24 protein-coding genes are annotated in these 22,776 nt (G+C 56.5%); 11 read left to right on the top strand and 13 right to left on the bottom strand.

The annotated features are described in order from the left end of the window. Window position 1: 1 nt before the first annotated feature. Window positions 2-1,375 carry an oxygen-independent coproporphyrinogen III oxidase gene (hemN, locus tag ABIC80_RS22485; protein ID WP_200135226.1) on the top strand — a complete coding sequence of 458 codons (1,374 nt, stop codon included), beginning with the start codon at window positions 2-4 and terminating at the stop codon, window positions 1,373-1,375. A gap of 33 nt (window positions 1,376-1,408) precedes the next feature. Here the strand turns inward: hemN and ABIC80_RS22480 are convergent, their stop codons facing one another. From ABIC80_RS22480 to glnA, 4 genes are all read right to left on the bottom strand, one after another. After that, complete coding sequence (locus ABIC80_RS22480; RefSeq protein WP_094192975.1) at window positions 1,409-1,519, bottom strand: YshB family small membrane protein; 111 nt, start codon at window positions 1,517-1,519, stop codon at window positions 1,409-1,411. Window positions 1,520-1,615: 96 nt separating this feature from the next. Next, on the bottom strand, window positions 1,616-3,025 hold the full coding sequence (glnG, locus tag ABIC80_RS22475; protein WP_023479374.1) for a nitrogen regulation protein NR(I): 1,410 nt from the start codon (window positions 3,023-3,025) through the stop codon (window positions 1,616-1,618). A gap of 8 nt (window positions 3,026-3,033) precedes the next feature. Next, window positions 3,034-4,083: a nitrogen regulation protein NR(II) gene (gene glnL / locus ABIC80_RS22470; protein ID WP_023479377.1), complete on the bottom strand. Its 1,050-nt coding sequence runs from the start codon at window positions 4,081-4,083 to the stop codon at window positions 3,034-3,036. A 201-nt stretch (window positions 4,084-4,284) separates the two neighbouring features. Next, a complete protein-coding gene (gene glnA, locus ABIC80_RS22465; protein ID WP_023479289.1) occupies window positions 4,285-5,694 on the bottom strand; it encodes a glutamate--ammonia ligase in 1,410 nt (469 codons plus the stop codon). A gap of 380 nt (window positions 5,695-6,074) precedes the next feature. Between glnA and typA the strand changes: the two genes are divergently transcribed. From typA to fabY, 5 genes are all read left to right on the top strand, one after another. Then, a complete protein-coding gene (gene typA / locus ABIC80_RS22460; RefSeq protein WP_042712320.1) occupies window positions 6,075-7,898 on the top strand; it encodes a ribosome-dependent GTPase TypA in 1,824 nt (607 codons plus the stop codon). Between the two features lie 141 nt (window positions 7,899-8,039). Beyond that, window positions 8,040-8,636: a glucose-1-phosphatase gene (yihX, locus tag ABIC80_RS22455; RefSeq protein ID WP_429178611.1), complete on the top strand. Its 597-nt coding sequence runs from the start codon at window positions 8,040-8,042 to the stop codon at window positions 8,634-8,636. Next, window positions 8,633-9,505, top strand: a complete 873-nt coding sequence (locus ABIC80_RS22450) for a virulence factor BrkB family protein (RefSeq protein ID WP_076768859.1) — start codon at window positions 8,633-8,635, stop codon at window positions 9,503-9,505. The genes yihX and ABIC80_RS22450 overlap by 4 nt, the downstream gene beginning before the upstream one ends. Then, the gene (gene dtd, locus ABIC80_RS22445) at window positions 9,502-9,936 is read left to right on the top strand and encodes a D-aminoacyl-tRNA deacylase (RefSeq protein ID WP_411201641.1); all 435 of its coding nucleotides are present in this window, start codon (window positions 9,502-9,504) and stop codon (window positions 9,934-9,936) included. Before ABIC80_RS22450 ends, dtd begins: the two co-directional genes overlap by 4 nt. Window positions 9,937-9,980: 44 nt before the next feature. Further along, window positions 9,981-10,922: a fatty acid biosynthesis protein FabY gene (gene fabY / locus ABIC80_RS22440; RefSeq protein WP_023479318.1), complete on the top strand. Its 942-nt coding sequence runs from the start codon at window positions 9,981-9,983 to the stop codon at window positions 10,920-10,922. A gap of 53 nt (window positions 10,923-10,975) precedes the next feature. Here the strand turns inward: fabY and ABIC80_RS22435 are convergent, their stop codons facing one another. After that, the gene (locus tag ABIC80_RS22435) at window positions 10,976-11,887 is read right to left on the bottom strand and encodes an alpha/beta hydrolase (protein ID WP_429178609.1); all 912 of its coding nucleotides are present in this window, start codon (window positions 11,885-11,887) and stop codon (window positions 10,976-10,978) included. A gap of 201 nt (window positions 11,888-12,088) precedes the next feature. Here ABIC80_RS22435 and ABIC80_RS22430 point away from each other — a divergent pair, with 201 nt between their 5' ends. Then, on the top strand, window positions 12,089-12,331 hold the full coding sequence (locus ABIC80_RS22430) for a CopG family transcriptional regulator (RefSeq protein WP_042712315.1): 243 nt from the start codon (window positions 12,089-12,091) through the stop codon (window positions 12,329-12,331). A 2-nt stretch (window positions 12,332-12,333) separates the two neighbouring features. Then, window positions 12,334-12,702: a type II toxin-antitoxin system VapC family toxin gene (locus tag ABIC80_RS22425; RefSeq protein WP_242389198.1), complete on the top strand. Its 369-nt coding sequence runs from the start codon at window positions 12,334-12,336 to the stop codon at window positions 12,700-12,702. A gap of 35 nt (window positions 12,703-12,737) precedes the next feature. Here the strand turns inward: ABIC80_RS22425 and fdhE are convergent, their stop codons facing one another. Genes fdhE through fdnG form a run of 4 tightly spaced genes read right to left on the bottom strand, consistent with a single transcriptional unit; the run spans window position 12,738 to window position 18,264 of the window. Continuing rightward, window positions 12,738-13,667, bottom strand: a complete 930-nt coding sequence (gene fdhE, locus ABIC80_RS22420; protein ID WP_023479362.1) for a formate dehydrogenase accessory protein FdhE — start codon at window positions 13,665-13,667, stop codon at window positions 12,738-12,740. Then, a complete protein-coding gene (fdoI, locus tag ABIC80_RS22415) occupies window positions 13,664-14,302 on the bottom strand; it encodes a formate dehydrogenase cytochrome b556 subunit (RefSeq protein ID WP_023479367.1) in 639 nt (212 codons plus the stop codon). The genes fdhE and fdoI overlap by 4 nt, the downstream gene beginning before the upstream one ends. Further along, window positions 14,299-15,201, bottom strand: coding sequence for a formate dehydrogenase subunit beta (fdxH, locus tag ABIC80_RS22410; RefSeq protein ID WP_023479333.1), 903 nt, complete (start codon window positions 15,199-15,201; stop codon window positions 14,299-14,301). Before fdxH ends, fdoI begins: the two co-directional genes overlap by 4 nt. A gap of 12 nt (window positions 15,202-15,213) precedes the next feature. Beyond that, the gene (gene fdnG / locus ABIC80_RS22405; RefSeq protein WP_139966890.1) at window positions 15,214-18,264 is read right to left on the bottom strand and encodes a formate dehydrogenase-N subunit alpha; all 3,051 of its coding nucleotides are present in this window, start codon (window positions 18,262-18,264) and stop codon (window positions 15,214-15,216) included. A 154-nt stretch (window positions 18,265-18,418) separates the two neighbouring features. On the opposite strand from fdnG, the gene fdhD reads away from it, so the two are divergent. Both fdhD and ABIC80_RS22395 read left to right on the top strand, forming a co-directional pair. Further along, a complete protein-coding gene (fdhD, locus tag ABIC80_RS22400) occupies window positions 18,419-19,258 on the top strand; it encodes a formate dehydrogenase accessory sulfurtransferase FdhD (RefSeq protein WP_042712307.1) in 840 nt (279 codons plus the stop codon). A 124-nt stretch (window positions 19,259-19,382) separates the two neighbouring features. Then, window positions 19,383-19,592 carry a YdgH/BhsA/McbA-like domain containing protein gene (locus ABIC80_RS22395; RefSeq protein ID WP_042712305.1) on the top strand — a complete coding sequence of 70 codons (210 nt, stop codon included), beginning with the start codon at window positions 19,383-19,385 and terminating at the stop codon, window positions 19,590-19,592. Window positions 19,593-19,638: 46 nt separating this feature from the next. On the opposite strand, the gene ABIC80_RS22390 is transcribed toward ABIC80_RS22395, so the two are convergent. Both ABIC80_RS22390 and ABIC80_RS22385 read right to left on the bottom strand, forming a co-directional pair. Beyond that, window positions 19,639-19,962 carry an AzlD domain-containing protein gene (locus ABIC80_RS22390; RefSeq protein WP_023479297.1) on the bottom strand — a complete coding sequence of 108 codons (324 nt, stop codon included), beginning with the start codon at window positions 19,960-19,962 and terminating at the stop codon, window positions 19,639-19,641. Beyond that, on the bottom strand, window positions 19,962-20,624 hold the full coding sequence (locus tag ABIC80_RS22385; protein ID WP_023479371.1) for an AzlC family ABC transporter permease: 663 nt from the start codon (window positions 20,622-20,624) through the stop codon (window positions 19,962-19,964). Before ABIC80_RS22385 ends, ABIC80_RS22390 begins: the two co-directional genes overlap by 1 nt. A 101-nt stretch (window positions 20,625-20,725) precedes the next feature. Here ABIC80_RS22385 and ABIC80_RS22380 point away from each other — a divergent pair, with 101 nt between their 5' ends. Next, on the top strand, window positions 20,726-21,274 hold the full coding sequence (locus tag ABIC80_RS22380) for a helix-turn-helix domain-containing protein (RefSeq protein ID WP_023479331.1): 549 nt from the start codon (window positions 20,726-20,728) through the stop codon (window positions 21,272-21,274). A gap of 42 nt (window positions 21,275-21,316) precedes the next feature. On the opposite strand, the gene rhaM is transcribed toward ABIC80_RS22380, so the two are convergent. Together rhaM and fucO are read right to left on the bottom strand one after the other, a co-directional pair. Then, on the bottom strand, window positions 21,317-21,631 hold the full coding sequence (gene rhaM / locus ABIC80_RS22375) for an L-rhamnose mutarotase (protein ID WP_054804141.1): 315 nt from the start codon (window positions 21,629-21,631) through the stop codon (window positions 21,317-21,319). Then, window positions 21,628-22,776 (bottom strand): lactaldehyde reductase, encoded by a 1,149-nt coding sequence (fucO, locus tag ABIC80_RS22370; protein ID WP_429178607.1) that lies wholly within the window; start codon window positions 22,774-22,776, stop codon window positions 21,628-21,630. The genes rhaM and fucO overlap by 4 nt, the downstream gene beginning before the upstream one ends.

Genomic DNA, 22,776 nt, shown 5'->3' with positions numbered 1-22,776 from the left:
AATGTCTGAGCACGTCATCGACTGGGATCTGGCCCTGATCCAGAAATATAACTATTCCGGGCCGCGTTATACGTCCTACCCCACCGCGCTTGAGTTTTCTGACGCCTTCGGCGAAGCGGATTTTCACCGCGCCGTGGCACGTTATCCTGAACGTCCGCTTTCGCTCTACGTTCATATCCCGTTTTGCCACAAGCTCTGCTACTTCTGCGGCTGCAATAAAATTGTTACCCGCCAACAGCATAAAGCCGATCAATACCTCGATGCGCTGGAGCAGGAGATTATCCACCGTGCGCCGCTGTTTAAAGGCCGTCACGTCAGCCAGCTGCACTGGGGCGGCGGTACGCCAACCTATCTCAACAAAGCACAGATCAGCCGCCTGATGGCGCTGCTGCGCGGCAACTTCGCCTTTGATGCCGAGGCGGAGATCTCCATCGAGGTCGACCCGCGCGAAATTGAACTGGATGTGCTCGACCATCTGCGCGGGGAAGGGTTTAACCGCCTTAGCATGGGCGTGCAGGATTTTAATAAAGAGGTGCAGCGGCTGGTTAACCGTGAACAGGATGAATCGTTTATCTTTGCTCTGCTTAACCACGCGCGCGATATCGGCTTTACCTCGACCAATATCGACCTGATCTACGGCCTGCCCAAACAGACGCCGGAGAGTTTCGCCTATACGCTGCAACGCGTCGCTGAACTCAGCCCCGATCGCTTAAGCGTCTTCAACTATGCGCATCTGCCGACGCTCTTTGCCGCCCAGCGTAAAATTAAAGATGCGGATCTACCTTCGGCGCAGCAGAAGCTCGATATCCTGCAGCAGACCATCTCATCGCTGACCGCATCCGGATATCAATTTATCGGCATGGATCACTTTGCCCGTCCGGATGATGAACTGGCGATTGCCCAGCGCAACGGCGTGCTGCACCGCAACTTCCAGGGTTACACCACTCAGGGCGACAGCGACCTGCTGGGGCTTGGCGTCTCTGCCATCAGCATGATTGGCGACAGCTATGCGCAAAACCAGAAAGAGCTCAAACACTACTATCAGCAGGTTGATGAGCAGGGAAATGCGCTGTGGCGCGGCATTGCGCTGACCCGCGATGACTGCATTCGCCGGGATGTGATCAAGGGGCTTATCTGTAATTTCCGTCTTTCATTCAGCGATATTGAGCGCGCGTGGGATCTCGATTTCAGCGACTACTTTGCAGAAGATTTGCAGCTGCTTGCGCCACTGATTAAAGATGGGCTGGTGGAGAGGGATGAGCAGGGGCTTCAGGTAACGGCGAAAGGGCGTCTGTTGATTCGCAACATCTGCATGTGCTTCGATGTCTATTTGCGCCAGAAAGCGCGGCTACAGCAGTTCTCGCGGGTGATTTAACAGGCCTGCGAAAGCACCAGGCCTGTTAAACCGCTAGCTAAACAGCCCGACCAGCGTTGCACAAAGCAGCGCTGCGACAGCCGTTTGTGGCGTATGGCTGGCAGAGGCGCCAGCCGTAACCAGATGAATGAACGATTCCAGCATGATAACCCCCCCTGAACGCGCAAGATCATACTGCACTGCGACGAACAGTAAAGCACAAAATAGCAGCACTTTTCGCGGGCGGATCGCGCTTTACGTTTACTCCATTCCCAGCTCTTTTAACTTACGCGTAAGGGTATTACGCCCCCAGCCGAGCAGGCGTGCCGCTTCCTGCTTATGCCCCTGAGTGTGGCGCAGTGCGGTGGTCAGCAGGGTACGCTCCATCTCCGGTTGCGCTTCAGAGAGCAGGTTTTGATGACCGGAACGCAGCGCGCGATCGGCCCACTGTGCGAGCAGCGTCGCCCAGCTGTCCGGCAAACTCTGCGACGGGCTATCCGGCACCGTGGCTTCAAACAACTCACTGGGCAGATCCTGAATCAGCACTTCCTGTCCTGCCGCCATTACCGTTAACCAGCGGCAGGTGTTCTCCAGCTGGCGCACGTTGCCCGGCCATGCCAGACGGGTCAATGCCGCTTCGGTTTCCGGATGTAGTAGCTTCGCTTCCACACCCAGTTCACGGGCAGCGTCCTGTAAGAAGTGGCGCGCCAGACGCGGAATATCTTCCCGGCGTTCGCGCAGCGGCGGCAGATGCACACGGATAACATTCAGGCGGTGGAACAGATCCTCCCTGAATTTCCCCTCCTGCACGCGCAGCTCCAGGTTCTGGTGCGTCGCCGCAATAATACGCACATCGACTTTCACCGGCGCGTAGCCGCCCACGCGGTAAAACTGCCCATCGGCGAGCACGCGCAGCAAACGCGTCTGCACATCGAGCGGCATATCGCCAATCTCATCAAGAAACAGCGTGCCGCCGTCGGCCTGCTCAAAACGCCCCTGACGAATGGTGTTAGCGCCGGTAAAGGCCCCTTTCTCGTGGCCAAACAGCTCCGATTCAATCAAATCTTTCGGGATCGCCGCCATATTGAGCGCGATAAACGGCGCTTTAACGCGCGGGCTGTGGCGATGCAGCGCATGGGCAACCAGCTCTTTCCCGGTGCCGGACTCGCCGTTAATCAATACGCTGATCGATGAGCGCGACAGACGGCCAATAATGCGAAACACATCCTGCATCGCCGGCGCTTCGCCGATGATATCGGTGGTCGGGCCGAGAGCCTGCACATTGCGCGGCTGCTGCTGCTCCTGGTAGTGGCTGATAGCGCGCTCAACCAGCGCCACCGCTTCATCGATATCAAACGGTTTAGGCAGGTAGTCGAATGCCCCCTGCTGATAAGCGCTTACCGCTGCATCCAGATCCGAGTGTGCGGTCATAATGATGACCGGAAGCATCGGATGGCGCTGCTTAATCTGTTTTAACAGTGCCAGCCCGTCCATACCGGGCATACGAATATCCGAAAGCAGAACATCCGGCGTTTTGGTGGTCAGCGCATCAAGCACTTCATTGGCACTTTCAAACGTTGTACAACTCAAGCCTGCCCCGGTGAGCGCGCGTTCAAGCACCCAACGGATGGAGCTATCGTCATCCACGATCCAGACTATCCCTCGTTGCATAAACACCTCTACTTCCGAATAGGCAGGAATACCGAGAACTCGGTATGGCCTGGCCAACTGGTAAATTCAATTTTGCCTGAGTGTTGATCAATCAGGCTGCGTGCAATCGATAAGCCAAGCCCGGTGCCGCCTTCGCGGCCGCTGACCATCGGGTAAAACAGCGTGTCCTGCAGATGCTGCGGTATACCCGGGCCGTTATCCTGCACATCGATTCTTGCTGCCAGGCGATAACGTACGCCGTGCAGTGTTAACTGGAACGCGGTGCGGGTGCGCAGAATAATTTCGCCGCCCTCCGGTCCTAATGCCTGAAGCGCATTGCGCACTATATTGAGTAAAACTTGCTCGATCTGGTCAGGATCGTGCGCCAGCTCCGGCAAACTGGGATCGTAATCGCGAATTAACGTGACGTTAGCCGGCAGCTCCATCGACACCAGATTCACCACGCGTTCGGCCACTTTATGGATGCTTTCGGTAACGTGCATACCCGGCTGCTGCGGCCCTAACAGGCGATCGACCAGATTGCGCAGGCGGTCGGCCTGCTCAATGATCACTTTGGTATATTCCAGCAGCGACGGGTCGGGCAGGGCTTTGCTTAATAGCTGTGCCGCGCCGCGCAGGCCGCCAAGAGGGTTTTTGATCTCATGAGCCAGGCCGCGCACCAGATCGCGCGCCGCCACCTGTTGAGCATGCTGAAGCTGCTCCTGGCTTAAACGACGCTGGTTATCCATCGGTGCCATTTCCAGCAGTACCAGCCCGTCCGGCAGGCGTTGCGCCGTCAGGGAGAGAATATGCGAGCGCCCGTCGATAACCAGCGTCACTTCGTTATCGGTAAAGCCCTGGCCTGCATGCAAACTTTCACGCATCAGGTCGATATTGAGGGAGAAGTAGCTCAGCAGTTCCGGCAGCGGGGTGCCGAACAGTTTGCGCGAGCTTTGCGCCAGCAGCTGTTGTGCTGCGGGGTTGGCGTAATGTACCGCCAGGTCGTCATCAACCAGCAGGATGCTGTTGATCAAAGAGTTGAGGATCTGCCCAGCATCGGGCAGCGCGCCGCTTGCCATGTAGCAGTCTCCCGGAGATATGCACCAATTTTGTGCAGTATAGCGTTATAGAAAGAAAAAGCGCGTGAGATCAGGTTGTTGTCGGCGAAAAAAGCCCATCGTGTGATGGGCCAAAGTTTCCACGGCAACTAAAAATTCTCTGGCTGATTTCTCGCCGCCAACTGACTGTGACGAGAAATCGGCCGAGTATTAATAACGTAATTAAACGCTGTAATAGAGTTCGAACTCTACCGGGTGCGGCGTCATGCGAACGCGGTCGTTCTCTTCAATGCGCAGCGCGATGTAAGCATCGATAGCGTCGTCGGTGAATACGCCGCCAGCGGTCAGGAACTCACGGTCAGCGTCCAGCGCGTTAAGCGCTTCTTCCAGGGAGCCTGCAACCTGCGGGATCTCTTTCGCCTCTTCCGGCGGCAGATCGTACAGGTTTTTGTCCATTGCTTCGCCCGGGTGGATTTTGTTCTTAATACCATCCAGACCTGCCATCAGCAGCGCGGCAAAGCACAGGTACGGGTTCGCAGCCGGATCCGGGAAGCGCACTTCGATACGACGCGCTTTCGGAGAGGCAACAACCGGAATACGGATAGAGGCAGAGCGGTTACGCGCAGAGTAGGCCAGCATAACCGGCGCTTCGTAACCCGGGACCAGACGCTTGTAGGAGTTGGTGGTTGGGTTAGAGAGGGCGTTGATCGCTTTAGCGTGTTTGATTACGCCACCGATGTAGTACAGCGCCATTTCAGACAGGCCAGCGTATTTGTCGCCAGAGAACAGGTTGGTGCCGTTCTTGGAGAGAGACATGTGGCAGTGCATACCGGAACCGTTATCACCGAACATCGGTTTCGGCATAAAGGTCGCGGTTTTACCGAAGCGGTGCGCAACGTTATGTACCACATATTTGTAAATCTGAATTTCGTCCGCTTTTTTGGTCATGGTGTTGAAGCGGGTTGCCACTTCGTTCTGACCCGCAGTCGCCACTTCGTGGTGATGCGCTTCGACGACCAGGCCCATCTCTTCCATCACCAGACACATGGTGGAACGCAGATCCTGAGAGGAGTCTACCGGCGGAACCGGGAAGTAACCGCCTTTCACAGCCGGACGGTGACCTTTGTTACCACCTTCATATTTGGTGGTGGTGTTCCATGCGCCTTCGATATCGTCGATAGCAACGCTGGAACCGGAGATGGAGCTGCCGAAACGCACGTCGTCAAACAGGAAGAACTCCGGCTCTGGCCCGAACAGTACGGTGTCTGCCAGACCGGTGGAGCGCAGGTACTCTTCAGCGCGTTTGGCGATGGAGCGCGGGTCGCGATCGTAGCCCTGCATGGTGCCTGGCTCGAGGATATCGCAGCGAATAATCAGCGTAGACTCTTCGTAGAACGGGTCAATGACAGCGGTAGTGGCGTCCGGCATCAGCACCATGTCGGATTCGTTGATGCCTTTCCAGCCACCAATCGAAGAACCATCAAACATTTTGCCTTCTTCGAAGAAGTCAGCGTTTACCTGATGGGCTGGGATCGTGACGTGCTGTTCTTTACCTTTGGTATCTGTGAAGCGCAGATCGACAAACTTCACTTCGTGCTCATTCAGCATCGTCAAAACGTGTTCAGCGGACATACTTAAACTCTCCCGGGATTGTCATTGTCGTCGTGGTAACGAGGTCTTCTAATTACTACGTAAATCTGGCGTAGTTGCCGTACAATGGATAAGCGAAATCTATGCCAACTTTTAAATCACCCTAAAAAGGCGTTATCATGCTCGGCATAGTGCAAAAGGGCTGCACCATGATGGTTACCTTGCACCAATATAGTGCTTTTATGGAAACATAGGGCACCATATTGGTGCAATTTTCGTTATTTGCCCCTTTTAACGCTCCGTGAAAGCGATCACAAAGCAACTCTGCAATACTTGTTTGCAGGGTATGTTTGTGATCCTGTTTAGTCCTTCGATTAATACGTGTACAATAACGCGCTATTTCTAATGCCTGAGGCAAAGTTGTGATCGAAAATCTGCGTAACATCGCCATCATTGCTCACGTTGACCATGGTAAAACGACCCTGGTTGACAAGCTGCTGCAGCAATCCGGTACGTTCGACGAACGTGCTGAAACTCAAGAGCGTGTGATGGACTCCAACGATTTGGAGAAAGAGCGTGGGATTACCATCCTCGCTAAAAACACCGCTATCAAATGGAATGATTATCGTATCAACATCGTTGATACCCCAGGGCACGCCGACTTCGGTGGTGAAGTTGAGCGTGTAATGTCCATGGTCGATTCCGTGCTGCTGGTGGTTGACGCATTTGACGGCCCGATGCCGCAAACGCGCTTCGTGACCAAAAAAGCATTTGCCCATGGTCTGAAACCTATCGTGGTAATCAACAAAGTTGACCGTCCTGGCGCGCGTCCGGACTGGGTTGTTGATCAGGTCTTCGACCTGTTCGTTAACCTTGACGCGACCGACGAACAGCTGGACTTCCCGATCGTTTACGCTTCTGCGCTGAACGGTATCGCGGGTCTGGACCACGAAAACATGGCTGAAGACATGACCCCGCTGTACCAGGCGATTGTTGAACATGTACCGGCACCGAACGTCGATCTCGACGGCACGCTGCAGATGCAGGTTTCCCAGCTCGATTACAACAACTACGTTGGCGTAATCGGCATCGGCCGTATCAAACGCGGTAAAGTGAAGCCGAACCAGCAAGTCACTATCATCGATAGCGAAGGCAAAACCCGTAACGGTAAAGTTGGCAAAGTGCTGACTCACCTGGGGCTGGAGCGTATTGAGAGTGACGTGGCTGAAGCGGGCGACATCATTGCAATCACCGGTCTGGGCGAGCTGAACATCTCCGACACCATCTGCGATCCGCAGAGTGTTGAAGCGCTGCCGGCACTCTCCGTTGATGAGCCGACCGTAACCATGTTCTTCAACGTCAACACCTCTCCGTTCTGTGGCAAAGAGGGTAAATACGTTACCTCTCGTCAGATCCTTGACCGCCTGAACAAAGAGCTGGTGCACAACGTTGCGCTGCGCGTTGAAGAGACTCAGGATGCGGATGCGTTCCGTGTTTCTGGTCGTGGTGAGCTGCACCTCTCTGTTCTGATCGAGAACATGCGTCGTGAAGGTTTCGAAATGGCGGTTTCCCGTCCGAAAGTAATCTTCCGCGAAATCGACGGCCGCAAACAAGAGCCGTTCGAGAACGTAACGTTGGACGTTGAAGAGCAGCACCAGGGTTCTGTCATGCAGGCACTGGGCGAGCGTAAAGGCGATCTGAAAAACATGAATCCGGACGGCAAAGGCCGCGTACGTCTCGACTACGTGATCCCAAGCCGCGGTCTGATCGGCTTCCGTTCAGAGTTCATGACCATGACCTCCGGTACCGGTCTGCTGTACTCCACCTTCAGCCACTACGACGATATTCGTCCGGGCGAAGTGGGCCAGCGTAACAACGGCGTGCTGATCTCCAACGGTCAGGGTAAAGCGGTTGCGTTTGCGCTGTTCGGTCTGCAGGATCGCGGTAAGCTGTTCCTCGGTCACGGTGCGGAAGTGTATGAAGGCCAGATCATCGGTATTCACAGCCGCTCTAACGACCTGACGGTAAACTGCCTGACCGGTAAGAAACTGACCAACATGCGTGCGTCCGGTACGGACGAAGCAACGGTTCTGGTTCCGCCGATCAAGATGACCCTGGAGCAGGCGCTCGAGTTCATCGATGATGACGAACTGGTAGAGGTAACACCTCAGTCCATTCGTATCCGTAAACGTCATCTGACTGAGAACGACCGTAAACGCGCCATGCGCGGTGCAAAAGAAGAGTAATTCCCTTCTTTTACCCCATCAAAAGCCGCTGATTATCAGCGGCTTTTTTTTATCCCGCGATCGCGGGCGTGAAAGGGCCCGCTATTCAAGCGGAAACTTTCCCGCTACAGTTAACTCTCCATGGCAGGCAAGGAGAGGCAAATGCTCTATATCTTTGATTTAGGTAATGTGATTGTCGATATCGACTTCAACCGGGTGCTCGGTGCCTGGAGCGATTTCAGCCGCGTACCATTGGCAACCCTGAAGCAGAACTTTGTCATGGGGGAGGCCTTCCACCGTCATGAACGCGGGGAGATCAGCGATGAGGAGTTCGCCAAAGCCCTGTGTGAAGAGATGGCGCTGCCGTTAAGTTATGAGCAATTCTCCACCGGCTGGCAGGCGGTATTCGTCGCGCTACGCCCGGACGTTATCGATATCATGCACAAACTGCGCGCGAAGGGAGATCGTGTGGTGGTGCTGTCGAACACCAACCGTCTGCACACGACCTTCTGGCCGGAGCAGTATCCGGAGATCCGCGCCGCTGCCGATCATATCTATCTCTCGCAAGAGATGGGGATGCGTAAACCCGAATCCAGAATTTACCAGCAGGTCCTTGCCGAGGAAGGTTTTTCGGCCGACGATACCGTCTTTTTCGACGACAATGCTGAAAATATCGCTGGCGCTGAGCGCGTGGGGATTACGTCGATCCTGGTCGCTAACAAGGCCACCATTCCGGACTATTTTTCAAAGCTGCTATGAAAGAAGCCGTAAAACAGCGCGCGAAGAGGAGTGCGCAGTCGCTGCAGGCCTGGTCAAAACTGCTGTGGCGACATATCAACGATGACAATATGACGACGCTGGCGGGGAATCTCGCCTACGTCTCACTGCTTTCGCTGGTGCCGCTGATTGCGGTGATCTTCGCGCTGTTCGCCGTTTTCCCGATGTTTTCCGACATCAGCATCCAGCTGCGTCACTTTATTTTTGCCAATTTCATTCCCACAACCGGCGACGTTATCCAGAACTACATTGAGCAGTTCGTTGCTAACTCGACGAAGATGACCGCGGTAGGGGCCTGCGGGCTAGTGGTCACTTCGCTCTTACTGATGTACTCCATCGACAGCGCGCTGAATACCATCTGGCGCAGCACCCGCGTGCGCCCGCATGTCTACTCATTTGCCGTCTACTGGATGATCCTGACCCTCGGCCCGCTGCTGGCCGGGGCAAGTCTGGCAATCAGCTCCTATCTGCTGTCGCTGCGCTGGGCGAGTGAACTTAATAGCGTGATTGATGATGTGCTGCGAATTTTTCCGCTGATCCTCTCCTGGCTCTCGTTCTGGCTGCTCTACAGCATTGTTCCGACTACGCGCGTACCAAACCGCGATGCGGTGCTGGGGGCGTTTGTTGCGGCGGTGCTGTTTGAACTGGGCAAGAAAGGTTTTGGCTTATATATCACCATGTTCCCCTCCTACCAGCTGATTTATGGCGTGCTGGCCGTTATTCCGATCATGTTTCTCTGGGTCTACTGGACCTGGTGTATCGTCTTGCTTGGGGCTGAAATTACTGTCACTCTCGGGGAATACCGCGAACTTAAAAAAGCAGCACAACGAGAAGAAGCAGACCAACCATGATTGCATTAATTCAACGCGTTTCCCGTGCGAGCGTTAGCGTGGCGGGAGAGGTGACGGGTGAAATTGGCCCGGGTCTTCTGGTATTACTGGGCGTCGAGAGGGAAGACGACGAGCAGAAAGCAAACCGCCTGTGTGAAAGAGTGCTGGGATACCGCATCTTTAGCGATGCCGACGGGAAAATGAACCTCAATGTCCAGCAGGCCGGCGGCAGCGTGCTGGTGGTATCGCAGTTTACGCTGGCAGCCGATACGGAGCGCGGCATGCGTCCGGGCTTTTCGCGCGGCGCCGCGCCGGGAAAAGCCGAGGCGCTCTATAACCACTTTGTTGCACACTGCGGTCAGCAAATCGCCACGCAAACCGGGCGTTTCGCTGCCGATATGCAGGTGTCGCTGGTCAATGATGGTCCCGTCACATTCTGGCTACAGATATGAGCCAGCTTGCTGCGCGGCCCCGGGTCACAAGAGAGAATGCAGCTATGTATCATCTTCGCGTACCGCAAACTGAAGAAGAGTTAGAACGTTACTACCAGTTCCGCTGGGAAATGTTACGCAAGCCGTTGCACCAGCCGCAGGGCTCCGAGCGCGACGCCTGGGACGCCATGGCGCATCACCAGATGGTGGTTGATGAAGAGGGTAATATCGTCGCGTCCGGCCGGCTCTATATCAATGCCGATAACGAAGGCTCGATTCGCTTTATGGCGGTGCACCCCTCCGTACAGGATAAAGGCCTCGGCACGCTGATGGCGATGACCCTGGAATCCGTCGCCCGCCAGGAGGGCGTTAAGCGCGTCACCTGTAGCGCCCGCGAAGATGCGGTACCCTTTTTCGCCAAGCTTGGGTTTATCAACGAAGGCGAAATCACCGCGCCGCAAACTACCCCCATCCGCCATTTTCTGATGATCAAACCCATCGCCTCGCTGGATGATATTCTTCATCGCGGCGACTGGTGCGGTCAGCTGCAACAGGCCTGGTATCAGCATATTCCGCTCAGCGAAAAGATGGGCGTGCGCATCCAGCAGTACACCGGGCAGAAATTTATTACCACCATGCCGGAGATCGGCAATCAAAACCCGCACCACACGCTGTTTGCCGGGAGCCTCTTCTCGCTGGCGACGCTCACCGGCTGGGGCCTTATCTGGCTGATGCTGCGCGAGCGTCACCTCGGCGGCACAATTATTCTCGCCGACGCCCATATCCGCTACAGTTCGCCCATCAGCGGTAAACCGAGCGCCATTGCCGATCTCGGCTCGTTAAGCGGCGATCTCGACCGCCTGGCGCGCGGGAAAAAAGCGCGCGTGCAGATGCAGGTGGAACTGTTTGGCGATGATAAGCAGGGTGCCATTTTCGAAGGAATCTACATCGTTCTGCCCGCAAAACCGTTCGGCTCGTTCGAAGAGGGCGGTAACGAAGAGGAGTAGGTGCAGGGCCTGCCGATGGCGCGCGCGAAAGGCGCGCTTTCCCGTATAGCCGGTTACACCCTGGCGATGCGCGACGCCACATCGTGGATCACATCCACTGCCGTGCGGCTGATGCCGGCAAGCTGGAAGAAACCGTGTATCACACCGAGATAGCGCGAACAGGAGCAGGCCACGCCCTGTTCGGTCATTCGCTGATAGAGCGACTCACCTTCATCGCACAGCGGGTCAAACTCCGCTGTCACAATATGCGTCGGCGGCAGGCCGTTGAAATCAGTGCGCCACAGCGGGCTGACATCCGGCAGCAGGCGATCGGTCTCGCCAAGATAGTGCGTATAGCCGGAGAGCAGCGCCTCGCGGGTGATCACATAATCTGCGCCGTTAAGGGTATAGCTGTCGAACCAGGCGGTTGCATCAAGCATCGGGTAGATGAGGATCAGCTGAGCAGGCTGCCACTCGCCTGCGGCTTTTAAGCGCAACGCCGTGACCAGCGCCAGATGTCCGCCTGCGCTATCGCCCGCCAGCGTGATGCGCTGAGGATCGATGCCAAGCTGCTGCGCGTTTTGCCGGATAAGTTCTGCACCCCGCCGGGCATCATCATGTGCCGCTGGCCAGCGGTGTTCCGGCGCAAGGCGGTACTGCACGGCGATAACCCGGCAGCCGCTGTAAAAGGCAAGCTGGCGCAGCTGTTTATCATGGGTATCAAAGCCGCCGCTGACAAAACAGCCGCCGTGATAGTAGATAAGCGCGGGCAGATTATCGGTGGCATTTTGCGGCGAGTAGCAGCGAAAGCGAATGCTCTCCAGCGTGAATTCTCTCACCTCCACACGGGTTTCCGTCTCGCCTGCCAGCGTCGTGCTGGCGAGATACCCCGCGCGCCGGTCATCAATACTCTGCTCGCCGACGGAAGGCCGTCCTGCAGCAATAAAGTCGCTTACCAGTTGGCTAATACCCTGTTCCAGTGCCATTTCGCATTCCTTTGTCTGTATAAATACCCAGGTTTTATAGCCTGGTTTTTGCGAAATGGAAACGGGGTTTTTGGGCTGCAAATGAAAAGTGGAACCCAGCTCGAAAGAACGTTTTTTTTCTCAAAATGACACTTGCCCAGCAAAAATGGCAGCGTATCGTGTGGCTGGAAAATAAACGCATACGATATACTGAGGTGATATATGGATGTTCTCTCTGGAGTGATTATGGGGCGTATTTTGTTGGATTTATCAGATGATGTTATACGCAGGCTCGATAGCTTAAAGCAGCAGCGTAACCTTCCTCGTGCTGAATTATTACGAGAAGCGGTTGAGCAGTATCTTGAAAAGCAGAACACGACAAGCGCTCGCAATGCTTTAGGTCTATGGGGAGGTGAGGGCGAAGATGGTCTTGAATTTGAGAGAAAACTGCGCGAGGAGTGGTGACTATGAGCAACCTTGCGTTATTTGATACCAATATCTTGATTGATCTGTTTAATGGCCGGGAAGAGGCTGCTAACACTTTTGAAGATTACAATGGCAGGATCGCCATCAGCCTGATTAGCTGGATTGAAGTGCTGGTTGGCGCTAAAAAAGTAGGGCAGGAAAATGCGACACGCGATTTTCTTGATTCGCTTGAGGTCATAGAGATTTCCCATCCCATAGCAGAACGAAGCATTGAGCTGCGTCAGGCGTATCGCATGAAGCTGCCCGATGCCATTATTCTTGCAACAGCTCAGATACATAGCCGTTGCCTCGTTACGCGCAATATCAAAGATTTTGCGTCTGTAACAGGGGTTTTCACCCCATATCAGTAACAGGCCGGGCAAAAATTTACCGCGACCTGCTGATTTTACTCCCCTTCGCCGGGGAATAAGAACGGGTTGATGGAGCTACGGGCGAACCCTTCCTGCTCCATGCGGGCATCGAGGATCAGCGACGCAAGATCGTCGGCCACCGCTTCGACATTCTGGTCTTTTTCCTGATAAAGGATCTTCAGGTAAGTACCGCAGTCGCCGCAGCTTTCCGCTTTGATTGCCGCCTGCTCGTTATCCAGCGACCAGTAGTGCAGATCGCGGGTTTGCTCGCAGTTGCTGCACTTGACGCGCACCACGTGCCACTCGGTTTCGCACAGGTTGCAGTGCAGGTAGCGCAGCCCCTGGCTGCTGCCGATGTGCACCGTACTGGAAACCGGCATCGATCCGCATACCGGGCAGAACTGGCGCTGTTCGCCATATTCCGCGCGGGCTTTCCCCGGGATCAGGCTGGCCATCTGCGCCCAGTAGAGCGACAGCGCGGCCCAGATAAAGGGCGCTTTATCGCTGCTGACGGAGGCGAAGTCGGCGGCAAAGAGCGCGCTGGCCATCGCTTCCAGCTCCTGTGCGGAGGCTTTTTCCAGGTTCTCGATCACCGCCAGCGCCGGGCCGCTCATCTCCGGCTTCAGCTCGGCGATCAGCGAATGCAGCAGCTTATGCCAGTGCGTATCGCGCGGCAGGACATGAATATCAAGCGGCGGCTTGCCCTGCGCGGCAGCTTCTTTAAGACGCGCCGTCAGATCGAGTTGTAACGGGTGGTCATACAGCACCACCTCCTGGGCATGGGCGATAAGCGCGGCAAAACGCAGATAATCACCCAGCGGATTACTCTCTGCCAGCGTGCGCAGACGTTCCGCACGGCGGTTATAGAGGTTTTTGAGTCTGGGGAATAACAACGGCGGAATTACTTCCGCCGTGCGTTTTTCGCTCTTCTCCAGCTCATCTTGCGGGATTATGCGAATACTCATTCAGTTGGTTTTTCCGTTGTCTTGCTGCGAACTTCCCGGTACCAGCGCGGGTGATGTTTCTTCGCCCAGGTGCTGGTAACCCAGCCTTCCACCATTGCGGTTATGGTGCCTTTAACCCACAAGGCGGCATAAATGTGCACCATGATAACCACAATTAACGCGACTGCTGCAAATGAATGCACCATCAGCGCTAAGCGGATCACCGGGATGGGAAACGCGGGTGCAAAGTAAGGGCGCCAGATAACCACGCCGCTTGCCAGTAGCAACACCAGGAAGATAATCGCCGCCCAGAACACACACTTCTGACCGAAATTATAGCGCCCGGTGTCACCCACTTCCTCATTGACGACGATCTTACGAATATTCTTCGCCCAAAAGATATCATCCCTATTGATGAGGTTATGGTGCCAATAGCGGAAAAACATGATTATAAACGAGGCAAACATCACCACGCCGACAAACGGATGAAGGATACGCGCCAGCTGCGGCGTCCCGAGAATGTTCATCAACCAGTTGAAGGAGGGGAAGAAAAACCCCAGCCCGCTCACAGACGCCAGCACGAAGCAGAAGGCGGTGATCCAGTGGTTGATGCGCTCGGGTGCCGAATAGCGCACGATGGTGTCACGTTTTCTCATTTGCGCACCTCGTCTTTCTCTTCATGCAGGTTGTCCTCTTCCTCTTCTGCGCGGTTCGGACCGACACCGACATAGTGGAAGATGCTGGCCGCGAAGGTGGCAGCAAAGCCGACCGCCGCAAGTGGTTTCCAGATCCCTTTCCAGAACTTCACGGTTGCGCTGATTTCCGGGTTCTCCGGCAGACCGTGGTACAGATTCGGGTTATTGGCATGGTGCAGCACATACATCACGTGCGTGCCGCCAACACCGGCCGGATCGTACAGACCTGCGTTATCGTAACCACGGGTTTTCAGCTCTGCCACGCGCTCGCCAGCGAGGTTTTTCATATCCTCTTTGGAGCCAAAGTGGATAGCGCCGGTCGGGCAGGTCTTCACGCAGGCTGGTTCCTGGCCCACCGTCACACGGTCAACACACAGCGTACATTTGTAGACGCGGTTGTCTTCCGGGTTCAGGCGCGGCACATCAAACGGGCAGCCAGCGATGCAGTAACCGCAGCCAATGCACTGCTCAGACTGGAAGTCGACAATGCCGTTAGCATACTGAATGATAGCCCCTTCTGACGGACATGCTTTCAGACAGCCAGGATCGGCGCAGTGCATGCAGCCATCTTTACGAATCAGCCACTCCAGTTTGTCGTTCTGCTCCACTTCCGAGAAACGCATCACCGTCCATGATTTGGCGGTCAGATCCGCCGGGTTGTCATACACCCCGACGTTATGCCCCACCTCATCACGCAGGTCATTCCATTCGGAACAGGCCACCTGACAGGCTTTACAGCCGATACAGGTGGTGACGTCGATAAGCTTCGCCACTTCCTGCTGGTGATCCCGCGCCTGAGGCGCGGGAGTGAAACCGTTAGTCGCGGAACGACGGATGATGTCTTGCGATTGATAAGCCATAAGTCGTCTCCGTTACACCTTTTCCACATTCACCAGGAACGCCTTGAACTCCGGCGTTTGGGTATTCGCATCACCGACAAACGGCGTCAGCGTGTTGGCGATAAAGCCTTTCTTCGCCACGCCTTCGTAACCCCAGTGAATCGGAATACCAATCGTGTCGATATCTTTGCCGTCCACTTTCAGGGTACGAATACGCTTGGTCACCACCGCTTTGGCTTTGATATAGCCACGGTTGGAGGAGACGCGCACGGTATCGCCCTGCGTAATGCCCAGCTTGCCCGCCAGTTTCTCGCCAATCTCCACAAACTGTTCCGGCTGCGCGATGGAGTTCAACAGCGCGTGTTTAGTCCAGTAGTGGAAGTGCTCGGTCAGGCGGTAAGTGGTCCCGACATACGGGAACTTATCGGCTTTACCCATCGCAGCGAGATCGTCTTTAAAGACGCGCGCGGCAGGGTTCGAGACGACGTTCGGGTGCAGCGGGTTGGTGCCCAGCGGCGTTTCAAACGGCTCGTAGTGTTCCGGGAACGGCCCTTCCATCATCTTATCGAGAGCGAAGAGGCGACCCATCCCTTCCGGCTGCATGATAAACGGCCCGACTTCACTGCCAGGAGCGGCGGTGCTGTAGTCCGGAATATCTGCACCCACCCACTTGCCGTTGGCGTAGCTGAGCAGCTTGCGCTTCGGATCCCACGGGTTACCCTGCGGGTCAGCGGAGGCACGGTTATAGAGAATACGGCGGTTGAGCGGCCACGCCCATGCCCAGCCCAGCGTATTGCCAAGGCCTGACGGATCGGCGTTATCACGGCGCGCCATCTGGTTGCCGTCCGGCGTCCAGCTTCCGGCGAAAATCCAGCAGCCGCTTGAGGTGGTGCCGTCATCGCGCAGGTGCGCAAAGCTGCCAAGCTGGTTGCCTTTCTTCGCCAGCACGTCGCCGCTTACCGGATCGATAATATCGACCAGCGCTTTGCCGTTGCTCTCCATCGCCACTTCTTCCGCCGACGGATTCTCCGGCGTCGAGTAGTTCCAGGTCATGTTCAGAACCTGTTCCGGATTCGCGCCACCCTCTGCGGCATACATCTTACGCAGACGTAAGAAGATACCGGCCAGGATCTCACCGTCGTTCAGCGCTTCGCCCGGGGCATCTGCGCCTTTCCAGTGCCACTGCAACCAGCGGCCGGAGTTAACGATGGAGCCGTTCTCTTCAGCAAAGCAGGTCGACGGCAGGCGGAACACTTCGGTCTGGATGGTCGACGGATCGACATCGTTAGACTCGCCGTGGTTCTGCCAGAAGGTCGAGGTTTCCGTATTCAGCGGGTCGATAGTCACCAGGAACTTCAGTTTCGACAGGGATGCCACCACCTTGTTCTTGTTCGGGAACGAGGCGACCGGGTTAAAGCCCTGGCAGAGATAGCCGTTGACCTTGCCCTGGCTCATCATTTCGAAATACTGCAGAACGTCGTAGCCTTTGTCCCACTTAGGCAGCCAGTCAAAGCCCCAGCTGTTCTCCGCCGTCGCTTTGTCGCCAAAGAAGGCTTTCATCATCGAAACGAAGAATTTCGGGTAGTTGCTCCAGTAGTTAACCTGGCCTTCCAGCAGCGGTTTAGGCGTGTTGACGGTCAGGTAGGTCTGGAGATCCTTCTGCTTCTCGCTCGGCAGCGTCATATAACCCGGCAGGCTCTGCGACAGCAGGCCAAGATCGGTCAGACCCTGAATATTGGAGTGGCCGCGCAGGGCGTTTACGCCGCCGCCTGCCATCCCCATATTGCCGAGCAGCAGCTGGATCATCGCCATGGTACGGATGTTCTGCGCGCCGACGGAGTGCTGCGTCCAGCCCAGGGCATAGAGGAACGAGGCAGTTTTATCATGCACGCTGGTTTCCGCGATGTACTCGCACACCTTCAGGAAGTCCGCTTTTGGCGTCCCGCAGATGTTTTCAACCACGTCTGGCGTATAGCGGGAAACGTGCTGTTTCAGCAGGTTCCACACGCAGCGCGGGTGAGTCAGCGTTTTATCGCGCTTAGCGAAACCCTTCTCATCCAGCTCGTAGTTCCAGGTGGTTTTGTCGTACTTGCGTGTTTCCGCGTCATAGCCGGTGAACAGGCCATCTTCGAAGCCAAAATCTTCACGCACGATCAGGCTGGCGTTGGTATAGGCTTCGGTATATTCGCGGTTATATTTTTCGTTGTTCAGCAGGTACAGCAACACGCCTGACAGGAAAGCGATGTCAGTACCGGAACGAATCGGCGTATAAAAATCCGCAACAGAGGCGGTTCGCGTAAAGCGTGGATCGATAACAATCAGCTTCGCGCCATTGTGGATCTTGGCTTCCATCGCCCAGCGGAATCCCACCGGATGCGCTTCTGCCGCGTTCCCTCCCATCACCACGATGAGATTGGCGTTCTTCATGTCAACCCAGTGGTTGGTCATCGCACCGCGACCAAATGTTGGAGCAAGACTTGCTACCGTTGGTCCGTGTCAGACACGCGCCTGGTTATCGACGGCTAACATGCCGAGGGCGCGGGTAAATTTCTGGGTTAAATAGCCGGTTTCGTTACTGGAAGCGGATGCGCACAGCATCCCGGTGCTCAGCCAGCGGTTCACGGTGGTGCCTTCGGCGTTCTGCGCAACATAGTTGGCGTCGCGGTCGGCTTTCATCAGTTTGGCGATGCGCTCAAAGGCATCTTCCCAGGTGATGCGTTGCCACTTATCGGAACCTGGAGCACGGTATTCCGGGTATTTCAGGCGGCTTTCAGAGTGGATGAAATCCACCAGACCTGCCCCTTTCGGGCAGAGCGCGCCGCGGTTTACCGGATGGTCCGGGTCCCCTTCGATATGGAAAATTGACGCTTTGGCGTTTTTTGCACCGTCGCCGAGGCTATACATTAATAGCCCACAGCCCACGGAACAATATGTGCAAGTATTACGGGTTTCGCGGGTGCGCAACAGCTTATATTGCCGTGTCTCCGCGAGTGCAATGTTGGGGGCAAAGCCCAGTGCTGCAGCCGTTGTACCTGCCATACCGCCAGCGCAGATCTTAAAGAACTGCCTTCTGCTGACCTGCATGGGTTACTCCTGGGTTGACATTACTCTTATCGTTTTTTTCTTTGCGGTGAATTTCACAAAGGTTCAGAATTGCCGCATATCCCTCTGCTTAAGAAGGATATGCGCGGAGAATACCACAATGTCGGTACGCTTGTTCGAGGGTAGTTAATACAAAGTGAACATTTTGCATACTAAAAAGCACAAAAATGCAACATCAGTCACAGGCGTACGCGAAGTCGTGCTCTGGAAGCGTGACAACCTGCAGCAGGCCCAGCCAGACATGCTGGCGGAAGAGGTGCCTGTTGCGCTGGTCTACAACGGTATTTCCCACGTGGTGATGATGGCCTCGCCAAAAGACCTGGAAGAGTTCGCCATCGGCTTCTCCTTATCCGAAGGGATTATTGAAACCCCCGCCGACATTTACGGCATGGAGGTTGTGCCGTCTTGTAACGGGCTGGAGGTGCAGATCGATCTCTCCAGCCGCCGTTTTATGGGGCTGAAAGAGCGTCGCCGCGCGCTGGCCGGGCGCACCGGCTGTGGCGTCTGCGGCGTTGAGCAGCTCAATGATATCGGCAAGCCCATCGCCCCGCTGCCGTTCACCCAGACTTTTGATTTAGCCGCGCTGGATAATGCGCTCGCGCACTTAACCGACGTGCAGCCGATTGGGCAACTGAGCGGCTGTACTCACGCCGCCGCGTGGCTGCTGCCTTCCGGCGAGCTGGCGGGGGGGCATGAAGATGTGGGTCGCCATGTGGCGCTGGATAAGCTGCTTGGGCACCGGGCACGCGCCGGTGAAACGTGGGCCTCCGGCGCGGTGCTGGTCTCCAGCCGCGCCAGCTATGAGATGGTGCAAAAGTCGGCGATGTGCGGCGTCGAAATCCTCTTTGCCGTCTCGGCGGCGACTACGCTGGCGGTAGAAGTGGCAGAGCGTTGTAACCTGACACTGGTCGGTTTTTGCAAGCCGGGCAGGGCGACAATTTATACCCATCCGCAGCGGCTGGTGGGTGTTAAATAATCGTCAAAAAAACTGAAAGAGATTAACAAATCCTTCCGCTTTTTGTTTTGAGGGTAGAGGTCTATCATTACTTTCATCGAGGCACGGTGCCTCACTTAAACAAAAAAACGTAAGGGTTTATCTCATGAAAAGCATCAAAACTTTTGTCGCAGTTATCGCTCTCGCTTCTTCTTTCGGTACATTTGCTGCGCAAACCGTGACCGCAACCGACACCACCCTGAGCGGTGCTGAAGCGAAAATCGCCGCCCAGGCACAACAGGCTGGCGCCTCTTACCAGATCACCGAAGCGTATAACGGCAACCAGGTTCACATGACCGCTGAACTGACCAAATAAGTTAAGCACCATCGTCGAAAGAGCGCCTACGGGCGCTTTTTTCGTTTTAGTGCAGACCCGCCAGACGCAGCAGAGCTGTCACCACCGCTGCCGACAGAATTACCACAATTAACGGCATCTTGCGCCAGGCGAGAAACAGCGCAAACAGCACGCCGGAAACCCGCGCCATCCCGGCGAAGTGATCCCCTTCATAGAGCATTGCGGCCAGCGCCACAGCGAACAAAAGCGTGGTCGCTGCATCCGAAAGCAGCCCCTGCGCGCGTTCCGACAGCGCCAGGCGCCCGCCCAGTTTCGCGCCGCCGAGCCGCATCAGATAGGTGCCTACCGAGAGAATGGCGATACCGCCAAGAGTTAGTGCAACGCTTGCCATTATCGCTTCCTCGTCAGTAAACCAAGCAGTGAGAGCAGCACCGGTAACCCCACCGGCGCGAAGGGGACCGTTGCCAGCGAGAGCGCTGCGCCGCTACAGGCGCGTATCAGCGTGGTGCGCTTTTTCAGCGCCGGCAGCACTAATGCCAGCAAAATCGCCGGGAAGACCGCGTCCAGACCGATGGTTTCCGGCGCGGGTAAAAATGTGCCGACCGATGCGCCGATCAGCACGCCAACCGGCCACAGCAGCGCCACGCCCAGCCCGCAGAGCCAGTAGGCGGCTTTGCGCTGTTCCGGGGTGGACTGTGAAAGCCCGAACACCACGCTCTCATCATTCATAATGTGGCAGCCCAATAACCCGGCGGCTCGTTTTCCTACCAGTTCGCGCACCGTCACGCCGAAGGGAATATGGCGGGCATTGACCAGCAGCCCGGCGACCGCTGCCGCCAGCGGGCTACCGCCGCTTGCCACAATACCGATAAACATAAACTCCGAGGCGCCTGCCAGCACCAGCGTTGAGAGCATTAGCGGCACCCAGAGCGGAAAGCCGTAAGCCATTGCCAGAGAGCCATAGGAGACGCCGACAACGCCGACCGCCAGGCAGACCAGCCCAATTGCTCTTACCGTGTCGCGGGTAAGGGAAGAAAAGTGTCTTGTGAACATCGCTTTTTAGCCATATCGAACGTGTATCCATTATAATGAACACCCTGAGACCGTTTTTCAAGACGAACATAACGTTCGATTAAATGAACACTAAGGCCGGTATGACACAACCCATCGCTATTATCGCCAAAAGCCTGGCGCGTGAGCGGCAGCGGACCGGGCTCTCGCTGGCGGAGATCGCCCGCCGTGCCGGGATTGCGAAATCGACGCTCTCGCAGCTGGAAGCGGGCAACGGCAATCCGAGCCTCGAAACCCTGTGGGCACTCTGCGTGGCGCTGGATATCCCGTTTGCCCGCCTGCTGGAGCCGCAAAACCCGCAAACGCAGGTGATTCGCCGCGGTGAAGGCACTAAAGTGGTTGCCGAGCAGGCGCACTACCAGGCGATATTGCTGGCAACCTGCCCGCCCGGCGCGCGGCGCGATATCTATCTGCTGCTGACGCAGCCCGGTGCGGATCGCATCTCCCATCCGCATCCCGCCGGTTCCGTCGAGCACATTATTGTGACGCAGGGACGGGCGCTGGTCGGGCTGACCGAAGCGCCTGAAGAGTTAAACGAAGGGGATTACATCTGTTACCCGGCGGATCGCGAGCATATCTTTAAAGCGCTGGAGCCAGATACGCAGGCGATCCTCGTTGCCGAGCAGAATTGAGCCTTCATCCCCTGCGTGCAGTGAGGGGATGAAGGGATCGGCTTACGCCAGATAGAACACCTCTTCCAGCTCGGCGCTCACCGGGCTGTTATCGGCATTGGCAGGCATCACGTCGCGCATATGTTTCCACCAGCGCTGACACACCTCGGTGCGGGCGACCGCCTCCCAGCGCGCTTCTGATTCAATCTCCACCGTGGCAAACAGCAGGTTGCGCGCTTTATCAAGATAGATGGCGTAATGGTGCGCGCCCGCCTCTTTCAGCACCGCTTCCAGCTCCGGCCAGATTGGGTTATGGCGACGCGCGTACTCCTCATGCGCATCGGGGTTGACCTGCATAACAAACGCTTTACGGATCATAATGCCTCCAGATAGAGCTCGCGCACCTCATCGCGGCTGGCGCTGCGCGGGTTGCAGGGCGCACACGGATCGGCGAGCGCCTTATCCAGCCACCCTTCGATATCGGCTTCGCGCACGCCCAGCGCGCTAAAGCCGGAAGGAATACCGACTTTGGCACTCAGCGCCCGAATGGCAGCAATCGCCTGCTGGCTTGCCGCCTCCTCGCTCATCTCCCGGGTATCAACGCCCATCGCCTGCGCGATGCGGGCGAAACGCGCTACCGCATGGGGGCGGTTAAAGTTTTCGATGATCGGCAGCAGGATGGCGTTGCAGACGCCGTGCGGCAGATTGTGGGTCGCGCCCGGCTGGTGGGCCAACGCGTGCACCAGCCCAAGCCCGGCGCTGTTAAAGGCCATCCCGGCCAGATACTGCCCGTAAGCCATCTGTTCGCGCGCCTCAAGGTTATCGCCCTCGGCAACGGCGGTTGGCAGCCACTGGTTGATGAGGCGAATCGCCTCCAGCGCGTTGGCATCCGTTAACGGATGCGCGCCCACGGAGACATAGGCTTCGACCGCATGGGTCAGGGCATCCATGCCGGTTGCAGCGGTGACCGCGGCGGGGATCGCCAGCATCACGCTGGCATCGTCGACGGCGATATCGGGGATCAGGTTGGCATCAATAATCACCTCCTTCACCTGGCGCTCGCTGTCGATAATCACTGCGTTGCTGGTCATCTCCGCTGCCGTTCCTGCGGTGGTGTTGATTGCCACCAGCGGCACCCCGGCGTGTTTCACTTTGCCAACGCCGGAGTAAGCGGTCGACGGCCCGGGGTTCGCGGTGAGGATTTTTATCGCTTTCGCGGTATCGATCGGGCTGCCGCCGCCGAAGGCGATCAGGTAGTCACAGCCTGCCTGCTGATAGGCGGCAAACCCCTCCTGCACCAGCGCTTCGGTCGGGTTGGGGAAGACGCCATCAAACAGCTGATACGGCATCTCGTGCGCCTTGAGCGCGGTAAACAGGCTGTCGAGCAGACCGAGTTTCACCAGTTGCCCGTCGGTGACAATCAGCGCCTTACCCCACGCTTTGTCTGCCACCAGTTTCACCATATCGCCAATTGCGCCCGCGCCGTGCAGGCTGATTTTCGGCAGTGCCAACATAAAGCTCAT

This window comes from Kosakonia sp. 1610 (genome assembly GCF_050435845.1).
GTDB lineage: Bacteria > Pseudomonadota > Gammaproteobacteria > Enterobacterales > Enterobacteriaceae > Kosakonia > Kosakonia cowanii.
The sequence above is the reverse complement of the archived record's forward strand: the minus strand, read 5'-3'. Positions and strand labels throughout refer to the sequence as shown.

Coding starts and splice junctions, on each gene's coding strand:
- hemN (WP_200135226.1), top strand. CDS start 2: ATGTCTGAGCACGTCATCGACTGGGATCTGGCCCTGATCCAGAAATAT.
- ABIC80_RS22480 (WP_094192975.1), bottom strand. CDS start 1,519: ATGCTGGAATCGTTCATTCATCTGGTTACGGCTGGCGCCTCTGCCAGC.
- glnG (WP_023479374.1), bottom strand. CDS start 3,025: ATGCAACGAGGGATAGTCTGGATCGTGGATGACGATAGCTCCATCCGT.
- glnL (WP_023479377.1), bottom strand. CDS start 4,083: ATGGCAAGCGGCGCGCTGCCCGATGCTGGGCAGATCCTCAACTCTTTG.
- glnA (WP_023479289.1), bottom strand. CDS start 5,694: ATGTCCGCTGAACACGTTTTGACGATGCTGAATGAGCACGAAGTGAAG.
- yihX (WP_429178611.1), top strand. CDS start 8,040: ATGCTCTATATCTTTGATTTAGGTAATGTGATTGTCGATATCGACTTC.
- ABIC80_RS22450 (WP_076768859.1), top strand. CDS start 8,633: ATGAAAGAAGCCGTAAAACAGCGCGCGAAGAGGAGTGCGCAGTCGCTG.
- dtd (WP_411201641.1), top strand. CDS start 9,502: ATGATTGCATTAATTCAACGCGTTTCCCGTGCGAGCGTTAGCGTGGCG.
- fabY (WP_023479318.1), top strand. CDS start 9,981: ATGTATCATCTTCGCGTACCGCAAACTGAAGAAGAGTTAGAACGTTAC.
- ABIC80_RS22435 (WP_429178609.1), bottom strand. CDS start 11,887: ATGGCACTGGAACAGGGTATTAGCCAACTGGTAAGCGACTTTATTGCT.
- ABIC80_RS22430 (WP_042712315.1), top strand. CDS start 12,089: ATGGATGTTCTCTCTGGAGTGATTATGGGGCGTATTTTGTTGGATTTA.
- ABIC80_RS22425 (WP_242389198.1), top strand. CDS start 12,334: ATGAGCAACCTTGCGTTATTTGATACCAATATCTTGATTGATCTGTTT.
- fdhE (WP_023479362.1), bottom strand. CDS start 13,667: ATGAGTATTCGCATAATCCCGCAAGATGAGCTGGAGAAGAGCGAAAAA.
- fdoI (WP_023479367.1), bottom strand. CDS start 14,302: ATGAGAAAACGTGACACCATCGTGCGCTATTCGGCACCCGAGCGCATC.
- fdxH (WP_023479333.1), bottom strand. CDS start 15,201: ATGGCTTATCAATCGCAAGACATCATCCGTCGTTCCGCGACTAACGGT.
- ABIC80_RS22395 (WP_042712305.1), top strand. CDS start 19,383: ATGAAAAGCATCAAAACTTTTGTCGCAGTTATCGCTCTCGCTTCTTCT.
- ABIC80_RS22390 (WP_023479297.1), bottom strand. CDS start 19,962: ATGGCAAGCGTTGCACTAACTCTTGGCGGTATCGCCATTCTCTCGGTA.
- ABIC80_RS22385 (WP_023479371.1), bottom strand. CDS start 20,624: ATGTTCACAAGACACTTTTCTTCCCTTACCCGCGACACGGTAAGAGCA.
- ABIC80_RS22380 (WP_023479331.1), top strand. CDS start 20,726: ATGACACAACCCATCGCTATTATCGCCAAAAGCCTGGCGCGTGAGCGG.
- rhaM (WP_054804141.1), bottom strand. CDS start 21,631: ATGATCCGTAAAGCGTTTGTTATGCAGGTCAACCCCGATGCGCATGAG.
- fucO (WP_429178607.1), bottom strand. CDS start 22,776: ATGAGCTTTATGTTGGCACTGCCGAAAATCAGCCTGCACGGCGCGGGC.